Origin of the sequence: Mucilaginibacter aquariorum (assembly GCF_024498135.1) — a bacterium.
GTDB classification, from domain to species: Bacteria; Bacteroidota; Bacteroidia; order Sphingobacteriales; family Sphingobacteriaceae; genus Mucilaginibacter; species Mucilaginibacter aquariorum.
Genome location: NZ_JANHOH010000009.1, coordinates 116,254 through 129,397 on the forward strand (window position 1 = coordinate 116,254; position 13,144 = coordinate 129,397).

Sequence of the window (13,144 nt, forward strand, 5' to 3'; positions counted from 1 at the left end):
GTGGTTGGTTTGTTGTGGGGTTCTTTTTCATCTAAGTCATAAATTGATAAATTTTCTGTTTTACATCTGATTTATTGGCCTTTTGGTTTGGTTTAGCTTTTGTTAACTGCTGATGGTCTGGCCAAAATGCCTTCAGCAAACATTTTGTCCTTAAAAGATTTAAATTCAGCCAGCGTGTAAGGCGGGCAGCCGCCACTCTGGGTAGCTACAAATCCGCCCATAGCAACCGCATTCTTCAGTATCTCGGCAGGGGGCTCGTTCCGGTAATGCGAGGCTAAGAACGCTGCCAGGAAAGAGTCGCCGCTCCCGATCGTGTCTTTCACTTTGAGCTCAGATCCCCAGATATGATAAGCGGTTTCGCCAACATAATAGGATGCACCGAATTCTCCTTTCGTAACAATAACTTCTGGTATGTTAAACTTCTCCTGGATAAATCTTACGCGGCTCGCTTCACTATCATGGGAGCCCTTGAACAGTATCTGGACCATTGCAAGCTCAGACTCATTGAACTTTACAATGTCCGCCTGCTGAAGCAGGTGTTCAAGCAATTCATGGCTCACGAAGGGTGGTCGCATATTGATATCGAAAACCTTGATGGCATTAGTTTCCAAAAGGTTAAAAAGGCTCTTTCTGGTCGTCGGATTTCTGGATGCCAGGCTGCCATAAACAAGGTATTTCGGCGGATTGGCCTTAATGTTTTCCACATCGCCCTCACCGATAAAGTCCCAGGCCACCGGGCTGAGTATTTCATACGTCACTTCGTTCCCGTTAAACCTGGCGATCACCTCGCTGGTAGCGTTCTGCTGGTCCTTCTGCAGGAATTCTGTGGTGATACCCCAGCCTGTAATGAGGTTTTCCAGCTCCTGACCTTGCGGATCGGCTCCGATCCGACTGATGATACCGGTGTTCAGACCAAGTTTATTCAGGTGGTACGCCACATTAAGCGGCGCGCCGCCTGGTTGTTTGCCCGCGGGCAGTACGTCCCATAATATTTCGCCAAAACAGATAGCAGGTGTCATAGGAATAAGTAATTAATGTAAAATAATATTCGTTTCGATCTGTTCCAGTGAACGCCCTTTGGTCTCCGGCATAAATTTCCAGACGAAGATCAGCTGCAGGACCATCATACCGCTGAAAAAGAAAAATGTCGTCGCGCCGCCCAGCTTTTCAGCGAAATATGGAAAGCAGAAAGCCACAAGAGCCGCCATGATCCAGTGGGTGGAGCTTCCCAGGGTCTGCCCTTTTGCACGCACCTGGTTAGGAAATATCTCCGAAATAAATACCCAGATCACAGCGCCTTGTGAAAAGGCAAAAAAGGCTATGAAAATCATGATATAGATGGGCACTGAAAAACCACTTAAATTCTGACTATAAAAGGTAAAAGCGACGAGAAACAGGGAAGCGATCAGGCCCACGGAACCGATAAGCATCAGCAACCGACGCCCTACCTTATCAATAATATTTATAGCGATCAGCGTGAATATAAAATTGATCATGCCAATACCTACCGTAGACAATAAGGAAGAATGTGCGCCCAATCCCGCCATTTCAAAAATTCTGGGTGCGTAATAAATGATGGCATTGATACCGGAAACCTGGTTAAAGAAAGCGAATGTGACGGCTAAAAAAACCGGGGTCCTGTATTGGAGGGAAAACAAATTCCGGCTCGAAGCTGTTCGCGACGAGCTATCCGCTTCGCTGGCTTTGATCGCTTTCAGTTCACTGTCACAATTCAATGGATTTATTATCCGCAGGATCGCGAGGGCTTTAGCATCTTCACCTTTCCTCAATATTAACCATCTCGGGCTTTCCGGAATAAATTTGATCAGGATAAGAAAGATAAGGGATGGAACGGCTTGTACGCCAAGCATCCAGCGCCAGGAATCATGATCTACCTGGCTGATCAGGTAATTTGACAGGTACGATATAAGAATACCTAATACTACGTTAAACTGGAACAGCCCTACCAGGCTACCCCGCTTTTCAGCCGGAGAAACCTCGGATATATAAATAGGCGCTGTGACAGATGATGTTCCCACGCCCAGTCCTCCCAGAAACCTGAATACCAGGAAAAACGTCCAGTTATCGGCAACTGCCGTACCCAGTGATGAAAGAAGATAAGCAATGGCCACAAAATAAAGTGTATTTTTCCGGCCGAACTTGTCAGAGGGCCTTGAACCCAGCAGCGAACCGATCACGGTACCTATCAGCGCAATGGAAATAGTAAGGCCATGCTCGAATACCGACAAGTGCCAAAACTGTTGAATTGATTTTTCAGCACCGGAGATTACCGCCGTGTCAAAGCCGAAAAGAAAGCCACCGAGTGCCACGACCATAGACCAGGCCAAAACAGAGTTCTTCGTCATAAATTAATTGGTGTATAAAGAAATTGGTTACAAATAGGTTATTAATCGGATTGCAAGGTAGAGGATAAACGGAGGGAGGGTTATAATTATCGTATCAAAAGCGTATGGATTTGATACAATTTAATATGCTGATTATCAAATATTTAAAAAATAACAACATGCCTGTTTTCCCGCACTTACAAAATTATGACATGAAATTTATGGTTTTGATACATCGTTCTGCCGTTTGGAAAATATGTCGTCCCGTGCATTTTTTGCGCTTCTGTTTCTATTTCCTAAGTTTAACATAGATTTCAAAAACCAATTGATCTGTAACCTTTATTAAAGTATTTTATTTATGTTCCGATACTCCAGAACACCTGAAAGTATAGTCAGTATACTGGTCTCTGTATTCCTTTGTTTGATCGCAACCGGCTGCCGGAATACGAAGCAACCGCACACTTATACTATCGCTTTTTCGCAATGTGTAGGAAATGATTTGTGGCGAAAAACCATGCTGGATGAAATAAAAACCGAGCTATCCCTGCACCCTGATGTGAAGTTCATTTATACAGATGCCAGGGGCAGCAGCAGCCAGCAGGTATTACAGGTTCGGAAGATGCTGGCACAAGGCATTGACTTGCTCATCATTTCTCCAAATGAAGCTCAGCCTTTGACAACAGTAGTTGAGGAAACATTTAATAAGGGCATTCCTGTTGTCGTTATCGATAGAAAAACCACCTCCGACAGTTACACGGCATACGTTGGGGCCGACAATTACCAGGTAGGTAAAATGGCCGGCGATTATTTTGTGTCTAAAACCAAGGGAAATATTAACGTTATCGAGATCACCGGCTCACCCGGGTCATCTCCGGCGATCGATCGCGAAAAAGGGTTTTCAGACGGAATAAAACCCGCCTCCCGTATCCATATTACAGGCAAATTGAACGGCGCCTGGACCCAGGAAACAGCGGAAGCGGAACTTTTTAAGATCAAAGACCAGCTGGGATCCGTTAATGCGATCTTTGCGCATAATGATGTGATGGCGGCCGGGGCGCGGCGCGTGTTAAAAGAGCTAAAACTTACCGACAGTATATTCATTATGGGTGTTGACGCCCTACCCGGCGCAGGGGGCGGGTTGGAGATGATCGCAAACAAAGCCATAAACGCAAGCGCCCTGTATCCTACAGGTGGTAAAGAAGCAGTTCAAACTGCCTTCCGTATATTAAATAACGAAAACATTGAAAAAGTAAATATTCTTCAATCACTGATCATTGACTCGACAAATGTTGAGCTGATGACCATGCAGTGGGACAGGATAAGCAGCCAGCAAAAAGACATTGAAAGACAACAGGTGTTGCTGGAGGAACAGCGAAAAATTTATAAGGATCAGGCGACGATACTGAACACGGTGATCATTACGCTGGTACTGGTGGTGGTTTTCGGCGGTCTCGCCTTTTATTTTCTGGTCGAAAACCGAAAAATAAACCGGAGCCTGGAGGCAAAGAATGAACAGATCCTCAAGCAAAGAAATGAATTGATCGACATGTCAGCAAAAGCCGAGATCGCGACAGAGGCGAAACTGAATTTCTTCACGAATATTTCTCACGAATTCCGTACGCCGCTCACCCTGATGCTGGGCCCCATTGATGATCTTATTCAAAACGCCAAATTAAATCAGGATGAGTTTGGTAACTTAAAACTGGCGCATAAGAACATACTCATTCTAATGAAGCTGGTTAATCAGCTGATCGATTACCGGAAAATCGAATACGACAAACAAATGATCCACGCGTCGCCAAATAACATCATCGATCTGATCAGCGAGGTGATCGGAAACTTTAAACACATCGCACACAAGCGTAACATAGATCTGAGGCTGTTTACCCAGGAGAAAGAATGCACCATTTGGTTTGATCTGAACATGCTGGATAAAGTCTTCTTCAATCTAATATCCAATGCGTTTAAGTTTGTCAGTGAAGGCGGCCGTATATATATTCACCTGCACAGGTATGGCAACGTCGTTCAGATCGATGTGGAAGATAACGGTGTTGGTATGTCCAATGAGCATGCTACGCATATATTTGAACATTTTTACCAGGCTGACACCGGTTTGGCTAAAGGTTCCGGGCTGGGCCTCGCGCTGACAAAAGAGATCATTCACTTACACCACGGCAGCATAACGGTGAAAAGTGTAAAATGGCAATCCACCGTCTTTACGATCAAACTTCCGCTGGGCGACGAACATTTAAGTAAAGAAGAGAAATTTGAACAGCTCATTGATCCCAAATCAATTTCAGAACAAGCCGTCCACTATTTCGCAGAGCTTGACATCACCCCGGTAAGCGTGCCGGCGGAAGCATTTCAGCATCCGAAGGAACACTCCATCCTGATCGTTGAAGATAATCATGACTTGCTGCAGTTCCTTACCGCAAAGCTTTCGGAGAGATATGAGATCTTCACCGCTACGAACGGCGCTGCCGGTATCAATGAGGCTTATGAGAGTGTTCCGGACCTTATTATTTCAGATGTCGTGCTTCCGGAACTATCCGGTAAAGTGCTGGCGGAACGGCTGAAATCCGATATCAGGACCTCGCATATTCCTATTATACTGCTCACCGCGCAAAGCAGCCTGGAACACCAGATCGCCGGGATGAAGACAATGGCAGATGCCTACCTCACCAAACCATTTAACCTGCCGTTTCTCTTAGAGACGGTCACTAACCTGCTGAATAACAGGCGTATTCTGAAAGATCACTACACGAGTGAAATAAAAACGACAGAGCGGTTGCCGGTATCAAAAACCCTCGACAAAAAATTCATCAATGATTTTGCGGGGTTTATCGAGCAAAATTTAGCTAATGAGCACTTAAACGTCGACGATATCGCCAAAGCGATCGGTGTTTCGAGGATACAACTTTACCGCAAGGTCAAAGCCCTGTTAGGTTGTAACATAACCGATTACATCATGAACAGGCGCCTCAAAAAAGCAAAATACCTGTTAACCAATGAAGACCACACGATTTCGATGATCACGTATATGGTCGGTTTTTCAACGCCGAATTATTTCTCAACGGTTTTTAAAGCAAAATACGGTTGTACGCCCACGGAGTTTAGAAAACAGCAAAAAGGCTGACAGCCGGTTCATCATGCCCCGGGGCTAAGGGTAAACGCCCTGTCTTCGTCTGCAGACGAAGACAGGTCATGATAAAATTGCCTTTGGCCACCATTTTAGCGGACGCTTGATCTGGTCAATCGACCCGACTGTCAGATCCGGGCTATAAGCGTAATATTTCATGCTGTCCTGCGTCGAAATGCCCGACAGTACCAAAATCGTCTTATAGCCCATTTGTACCCCACCCCGGATATCTGTCTCTGACGAAACAGTACTCACGCTAATCCGGGTGTCATGTCACTGTTCGAATGACGACCGAAACTAAAACATCTCCTTGCCCTAAAGCAAACGAATCTTCAAATCTGCTTAAAAAAGCCAGGGGACCCTTTAATGACACGCAAAATTTCAATAGCTATTCCGGTAAGACGGCTGCGGCTTCCTCAGGCATCGGCTTATCGCTAAACCCGGCGTCTTTTGACCCGTACCAATAAGTAGTAACTGCAAAATCCGCATCCCCGGTCTTCCACCCAAGCATTTCCAGATCCATTTTAAAATGGTTTACAAAAGGTACGGCATCCAAAATCCGGGTTCGCGTGAAGGTATTATAGCCGAATGAATCTTCATGGTCGGCCCTGGGGGCATTAGCGAACGGTGTTTGATATATTACGACAGGCGCCCACGAAGTATTATAATAATCCTCAGTCCCTGTACCAAATTCGCTTGGAAAGGTATCCTTGTCAACCCATATCTTTTGGTCGCCTTCTCCATACCACGTGTGCATATGATTATATACTGCCATGGTATTACCCATGTAGATACCTTTCCCGTTTATCGTACTCATATTCCATTCTGTCGCCTGGTCTTCCAAATGCGTGATCTGTACATGTCGGGATTGTTTCCAGCCGGTATAGAAATACAGGCTGCTCTTTGTCCATGTCCGGCTTGCCGTGGTTGCCTCAACCCGGATATCTACGGCTTCAGCGCCTAAATTTTCTATGGTCAGTTTCGCTGAAGACCGATAAGGCATCACCCATCTGCTGGTGATAATCCCTTTCCCATCAACCGTCCGGTACCAGCTGCTGACCGGTTTTCCGCCTACCCCACTGCCGGAGAAGTCCCCTATAGGACACCAGACGGTTTGCACCCCGTCAAACTCCATTTTTAACACGGCGGACCGGAGCGTCTGGGCGTACTTTTTAGCATCGGCTTCCTTAACCGTGAAAACAAGTTGCCGGATAGATCCGTTTCCTGCCGGCAGGACCATAGAGAAGGAACTGCCCGGCGGAAGCTGTTTTCCGGCATTTAATTGTTTGCCTGTCCGTTCCGGCGGCGACCATAAGCTATTTTCAACCTTCGACAGCAACCCTGTTAATGGTTTTAACTGCGCTTTCGTGAAGGACAGTACCTTTGTCCCTTCTTCATAAAGCCGGTAATTGATCTGGTAATACCTGGGTTGTTTGGGCTCGATATCTTTATCTTCAAAGGTCACTTTACAATGCTTTGCAAAAGGTAATGGCAGGTAAAGTGTGTTTCCACCCTTTTCCAGGGGCTGATAGGAAGAATGAGGGTTCAGCAAACCCTTACCTAAGGGTAAGCCGCTTTGCATCAAATCGTATGCAGGTATAAGAATTTCGGGCACCTTCTGCCCGTCAAAGTAGATCCTGATCGTTCCGTTCCTCTTGAAGGTTGTCAGCCAGAACCGCACAACGACGCCGGGGCCGTCAGCATCCATCATCACGAGCTCCTTACGGCCCTCCGTTTCTTCCGTCCTTATATATTGCGCCTGGTCGGCATTCGCACACCAGCCGGGCAAACCCGGGGCAACAGATTTCCTGTCATAGCTGCTCGCCTGTTTGAGAAAATAGGCATGTGACGGCCATTTCGCGACGGCATCGGGATCGGTCATTTCGTTTAACAGGCCCGCAACCGTAACCGGTGCCTGCGCATTAACATTAACGATCAAAAAACAGCTGATCAAATTCAGCAGTAAAACTTTCAATATATTCATGCCTTTGATTTTAAGGTTCATTAGATGGATAACTGGCATTACCAAATAGTCTTCAGCGGCGTATAGCTGAAATTCTTTAAGTTGAGATTGGTTGTCGCCTTTACACTGATCACATCCAGCGGAGTATCCGGGAAAAACACATCTGTCATTACAGTCAGGCCGTTATCCGCAAATAATTCAACGGAGGCCACATCGACAAATAAGGTAAGCGTGATCGTTTTGCCTTTACTGATACGGGGAGCGTAATGAATCTTGGCGAATTCTTTATTAAATTCACTTGGACCTGCCGCCGTCCTGTCGATAAAAAAGCTATCCTTCCCTTTGTCGTACCCGACAAGTAGCTGGTTATTGTCTTTATTGGATAAAACAACAGAGAATGACGCAAGGCGATCGGTTTGCAACTGTACTTTGTATGGTCCTTTGATGGGCGATTTATTAACTTTTTTTGGAGATCCGGCATGAAACGCGCCGGGTAAGTTCACCCTGCTCTTGTCCAGGACTGACAGTTCCGCGACCGGCTCTGATCTTAAGCTGATTCGATTGTTAAGATTGATCAGCCTGAGTTCCCGCGGAAGCGTTGTCGCACCACGCCATTCTTCAGTAGGTACCTGATTGGCATAGGTCCAATTGTTCATCCACCCGATAAATACCTTCCTGCCCCCGGTATTGGCCCAGGTAATGCCCGCGTAATTATCAGTACCATAGTCGATCCATCTTGTCGCCGTATCCAACGGGGTGAATTTGCTGCCATCAAAATCACCGATGAAATATTGCGTTCCGGAACCACCGTTGGGCGCGCCCGGGTTGATGCTTATGAGCAGGACATAATACTTTTTGCCGTTAAGAGAAAGCGGAAAAAGATCAGGACACTCCCAAACGCCGCCATGGGCACCAAGACGCTCCCCAAACTCGCTTTCCTTTGTCCAGCTTTTGAGATCGGGGGATGAATAGAAGGTGATACGGTCCTTCGTCGCTAATGTCATGATCCATTTTTTTTGTGCGGCATACCAGCTCACTTTAGGGTCCCTGAAATCCGAGATCCCGGGATTTTTAAGAACAGGATTTCCGGAATATTTTGTCCAGGTTTGTCCTTCGTCCAAACTGTAAGCAATGCTTTGATTCTGAGAATCGGACCTTCCGGCCTTTTCGGCCTTGGGATTGTGGTGCGTAAATATGGCGACAAGGGGCGTTTTTCCATCCTTGCCGAATCCGGAGGTATTGCCGGCATCAACTACCGCGCTACCTGAAAAGATATAACCAAGACTGTCGGGGTATAAAGCGACCGGCAAGCGCTCCCAATGGACCAAGTCCTTGCTTGTTGCATGCGCCCAGTGCATAGGCCCCCATTTCGTACCTCCGGGATAGAATTGGTAAAACAGATGATATTTACCTTTATAGTAAACCATCCCGTTCGGATCGTTCATCCATTTCCGTTCCGGTGTAAAATGGATCTGAGGGCGGTGTTTTTCCTTGTTGGTAACGGGACTGTCCTGTGCACAGCTACAAAATGGCAGTAAGCCCATCATAGCTATAAAACTGAAAACTTTTAACATACGGCTTTCTTTTAGAGTGATAATTATTTGTTCTGAATAGGATCAAACTGGTTTACAAACGTTGAACAAATAGCGCATTACCGTGCAGGTACTGACAGCAGGCATTGTCATAATCGGTTCAATAAACTGGTTTTATATTTGGTTTAAAGGCCGCAAGGTATCGTGTAGTTCGATTTAAAGCGTTTAAAATCCGTTCAAAAGCATTCAAAATTGTAACATAAGGAGTTCGGTACCCCTATGGAAAGTCAGCGTTGAACAAAAGTCAATATTTCCATAAGAGTTATTTTATCGGTATGGAAGCAAAACCACTTAACAATGCCCGTCTAACACTCCGAGATTATCCGAGTCGGACAGTAAAAAAGCTAAACAACGGTGATAAAAAGAATAAATTAAAGCTGGAAGAATACCTATATCGTAAAAATGGGACAGATGTATTTTATGATTTAAAGCAAATGGATTTTGAAAAGACGCTACCATCAAATAAACGAATTTCACTACAGTATCAAAATGGTCAAAAGTATGCGAATTATATGCAGCCAGAGTGAATGTTTGAAAATGATCCGCAGTGATACACAGTTTCTATCTGTAAAGGAGGTCTGTATTCTTGATTGACGCATGCTTGAATCTCGTTGTTGTTGCCTGTTTAATTGCAGAAATAAGTGTTAGCTACGGCTTCATTGCTTTAGCCGGTAAAACGTAAATTCCTACAGTAATCACCACATGCGGGGCAATGCCATGATAGCAGGTTTTCGATCTGATGTACACGGAAGCACAGCCTGCGGAAATTGTTGTCACAGCATTGCTGTTGTGTTTTCGAGTTGCTGCAAGAGCTCATAACAAATCACTTGTACCTCAGGGCTCCGGTGCAATCTCGGGTACAGGCCCGATATTCGCCTGAACATGATCTTTACCGATATGGATGAACGCCACAACATACTAATTGAATTTAGAAGTCAAATTTTACATAAAACCGTCGCAGCAACAGCGTTAGCATTACAGCGATCAGCAATATGATCAGGTATCGGATCGTCGTATGATTGAAACAGCTTTTCATAATGCAGCAGCTTTGTGTTATGATTACTAATTGGTAACTACTCCCGGAAATGAAAGTAAAAAAAACACTTGATGAGGAATGCCTGACGGGCAAGAACGGCATCCGCGACGCGCAGGGGCTTTTGGCAGGAAAGTGGAAATTCTCGATCATTGCAGCGCTTCATTTTGAGGGGGTAATGCGGTTTATGGATCTGTTAAGACATATTGACGGGATAGCGCCAAAAGTGCTTTCGAACGAGTTGAAGGATCTGGAATTAAATCATCTCGTTACCAAAACGGTATGCGATACGCGCCCGGTTACCGTTGAATATGAACTGACGCAGTTGGGGCATGATCTTGAGCCTGTGATCCTGGAAATGTCAAAGTGGGGTGTTATGTATAGGAATACTATCGTTAAAAACTAAAAAAGCGAGCATCTCTTGCTTTTGACCCAGTACGATCAAAGGGAATATTGCTAAAAGAATACAAGCCGGCCACCGCTATGTAAGCACGCGCCGAGCGGATCCTTTTGACAGTCTTAAAAGTTTTGCGGGAATAGGGCGCCTGTAATTTGCTGATACTGCCGCCATCGCTTATCCATGCTCCGGTCCAGTTACCCATGTCGATCATGCCTGTTTCAAAATACGCGGGTTTACTATCGGTCATTAAAACACCGTTTCTGTCCCAGGTACGTACTTTCCAGTAGTAACGGGTAAAGGGTTCAAGTGTCCTGCCTTTATACGTGATCAGGCATGCTGCTGATCTTACTTTGCCGGAGTTCCAGACAGTACCTGCACCGCTCGTTAGCCTGGCACTGTCTTTCGACACGACAACGGTATAGGCACTTTGGGCGGCACCCGGTTTGCGATCATTGATCTGCCAGGAGAGCCTTGGATGCGGTTCGTCAACCCCCATGGGTGATTTCAGATGTTCGCATTTTAGCGTAATAGCGCCAGCCTGTGCATTGGCCAGGCTGCAATTAAAAATAGTGCTTAATACGAGTAAGATAACCAGCGATAAGCAACTGCCTTTAAAACAGCGGAAATTCATTTATTAGTTTTAAATAATTGATGAAATAAATTATTTGACCAGAAGGCCGTTGATCATCTGCGCATACCAGCGCGCAAGGTAGTCATTAGGGTGGTTAACATTATTACCGGTCATGTCCTGGTAGCTTTTGCGCTTGAGCAATGCTGCATGTACACCCGTCAGGTCCGCTAACGCAACCCCCTTTTTGACAAGTTTGGCCAACTCCGCCTTGTAACGCCCCTGCAAGCCGCATTGCACAGCATCCGGGTTGGGTAGCATGGGGGCGATGAGTATAAATTCCGTCTCAGGATTGATGGCTGAAACCGAATTCATGATCCCGTTGATCTGCTCGCGAAACTGCCCGGGCGATATGTTTTCGCTGCCATCGTTCATGCCGAATCCAATAACTACCAGATCAGGGTGGTACGCCGTTACCCGTGTTGAAACGGAATCAAGGCCCCATTTGGCGAGCTTGCCGGCTACAGAGGTATTAGTATAAGTAACCTGTGCCCCATAAACACTTCGCAGGTGGTATACGACAAGCTCCGGCCAAACAGGCATATACGGAGCAACATCCTCAAAACCGCTGGCATTGTAACCGGTTTCTATGCTGTTGCCATAAAATACGATATTTAACTGCTTTTTAGCCGATAACTTATTTAGGGTAAGTGGAAGATTGCTTTCCTGGTATACAGGTACCGGACCACTCCATTTCCTTCTCTTTTCGGGGATATAAGTAACGGAGACCTGCCGGGCGCTGAAGTAGGCATTTTCACTAAACAGCACAAAAGTTCCGGGCGCTTTACCGGCCATAGACAAGTCAGGCTTCTTTTCTGTAAAAACAAGCTCCTCTTTTTTTAGAAACGGGATCTTTGATTCTCCACCAATGCTGATCTTACCATTCGCATAACTCCAGTCCCTGCCTTTTACAAAAGTCGTGCTTTGATCCGCAGACTTTACGGAGAGTACCTTCCGCGCATTAAAAAGCAGCGCCCCGCTTGCCCGGTCGTGATCCTTGATGATCTGTGTGCGTTCGTCTGTGATCGTATCGGCTTTCCAAAAGGGTTCGTTGTACTTCTCCAGATTGATATACTTGTCCCAACGTGGTGCAAGGCCAAGTTGTTTAAACGCAGCTGAAAGAGCGGTGGCAATGATCGCATTTCCTTTATCCGATGGATGTAAGCCATCGTAGGTTAGATTTACTGCCTCCGGAGGATATGGATAATCATCGTTTTTGGGATCGAAAGGTATGCCGGTTGACCGGGGATAAGTATAATTAACGTATTTACCGTTTTGGGGATCTTTCAACCGTTTAAAATTAACCAGGTTTTCTATTTTTAATAATGGATGATGATACAGGTCGACAACGGGCACATGCTCATATTGACCGATAGCGATAACCGCATTTGCGAATTCTTCCAGTGATTGTTCGTTTTTATTTTGATAGGAACCAAAGGCATTATTATTGGCGTCAGCGATATAAACAAAATCATTACGCTGCATGGGCGTGATCAGCACGATTTTAGCTTCCGGGTTCAGCTGACGGATCTTGTTGATGATGATCCGGAAGGAGCCATACGCCGTTGTATTATCGTTACCATGCTGATAATCTTCCACCTTTCCGACAGGCCTGCCTTGCCACCAGTCGTTTGTGCCCAGAAACACAGAATATACGTCGGCTTTGACCAGGCCCAGATGCTCAATGTCCCCGGCGATCGCGCCGGATGTCCAACCATTATGGCCTTGGTTGATATACCGCAGATTGGGTAATAGCTCTGTTACGCGCGTCAGGTAACCTTTTTTAACTCTGTTCCCGGTTTCATCAGGATGATCATTCAGGTAGGTGATCGAATCACCTATGGCAACCCAGGTTAATTCCTTTTCCTTAAACGAACACAGGATAAATATCGTGAACAATACGAACAGGTACTTTTTCATATTTTTGTACAAAAGAAAATCTCCCGGGGAATTACCAGTTTGATTTTCCCGCAAAGTTAAGTGTTAATGAATTGGCCTTACCAAACGCCGCCCGGCTCTGACGTTTGAAAACAAATATAAACGA

General features: G+C 45.7%; 10 protein-coding genes. 3 read left to right on the top strand and 7 right to left on the bottom strand.

All coding sequences use genetic code 11. The features are described from left to right. Window positions 1-92 precede the first annotated feature (92 nt). Complete coding sequence (locus NPE20_RS22330; RefSeq protein WP_256540934.1) at window positions 93-1,019, bottom strand: carbohydrate kinase family protein; 927 nt, start codon at window positions 1,017-1,019, stop codon at window positions 93-95. 12 nt (window positions 1,020-1,031) lie between these two features. Continuing rightward, a complete protein-coding gene (locus tag NPE20_RS22335; protein WP_256540935.1) occupies window positions 1,032-2,366 on the bottom strand; it encodes a sugar porter family MFS transporter in 1,335 nt (444 codons plus the stop codon). A 337-nt stretch (window positions 2,367-2,703) separates the two neighbouring features. Here NPE20_RS22335 and NPE20_RS22340 point away from each other — a divergent pair, with 337 nt between their 5' ends. Beyond that, the gene (locus tag NPE20_RS22340; protein ID WP_256540936.1) at window positions 2,704-5,481 is read left to right on the top strand and encodes a substrate-binding domain-containing protein; all 2,778 of its coding nucleotides are present in this window, start codon (window positions 2,704-2,706) and stop codon (window positions 5,479-5,481) included. A gap of 66 nt (window positions 5,482-5,547) precedes the next feature. On the opposite strand, the gene NPE20_RS22345 is transcribed toward NPE20_RS22340, so the two are convergent. From NPE20_RS22345 to NPE20_RS22355, 3 genes are all read right to left on the bottom strand, one after another. After that, the gene (locus NPE20_RS22345; RefSeq protein WP_256540937.1) at window positions 5,548-5,739 is read right to left on the bottom strand and encodes an HAD hydrolase-like protein; all 192 of its coding nucleotides are present in this window, start codon (window positions 5,737-5,739) and stop codon (window positions 5,548-5,550) included. A 133-nt stretch (window positions 5,740-5,872) separates the two neighbouring features. After that, complete coding sequence (locus tag NPE20_RS22350; RefSeq protein WP_256540938.1) at window positions 5,873-7,468, bottom strand: glycoside hydrolase family 172 protein; 1,596 nt, start codon at window positions 7,466-7,468, stop codon at window positions 5,873-5,875. A gap of 38 nt (window positions 7,469-7,506) precedes the next feature. Beyond that, window positions 7,507-9,021 carry a glycoside hydrolase family 32 protein gene (locus tag NPE20_RS22355; RefSeq protein WP_256540939.1) on the bottom strand — a complete coding sequence of 505 codons (1,515 nt, stop codon included), beginning with the start codon at window positions 9,019-9,021 and terminating at the stop codon, window positions 7,507-7,509. A gap of 293 nt (window positions 9,022-9,314) precedes the next feature. Here NPE20_RS22355 and NPE20_RS22360 point away from each other — a divergent pair, with 293 nt between their 5' ends. After that, window positions 9,315-9,566: a hypothetical protein gene (locus tag NPE20_RS22360; protein ID WP_256540940.1), complete on the top strand. Its 252-nt coding sequence runs from the start codon at window positions 9,315-9,317 to the stop codon at window positions 9,564-9,566. 558 nt (window positions 9,567-10,124) lie between these two features. Continuing rightward, the gene (locus NPE20_RS22365; RefSeq protein ID WP_256540941.1) at window positions 10,125-10,478 is read left to right on the top strand and encodes a winged helix-turn-helix transcriptional regulator; all 354 of its coding nucleotides are present in this window, start codon (window positions 10,125-10,127) and stop codon (window positions 10,476-10,478) included. Here the strand turns inward: NPE20_RS22365 and NPE20_RS22370 are convergent. Further along, window positions 10,468-11,103 carry a glycoside hydrolase family 78 protein gene (locus tag NPE20_RS22370; protein WP_256540942.1) on the bottom strand — a complete coding sequence of 212 codons (636 nt, stop codon included), beginning with the start codon at window positions 11,101-11,103 and terminating at the stop codon, window positions 10,468-10,470. The genes NPE20_RS22365 and NPE20_RS22370 overlap by 11 nt on opposite strands. Window positions 11,104-11,133: 30 nt before the next feature. Further along, a complete protein-coding gene (locus NPE20_RS22375) occupies window positions 11,134-13,020 on the bottom strand; it encodes an SGNH/GDSL hydrolase family protein (protein ID WP_256540943.1) in 1,887 nt (628 codons plus the stop codon). Window positions 13,021-13,144 lie beyond the last annotated feature (124 nt).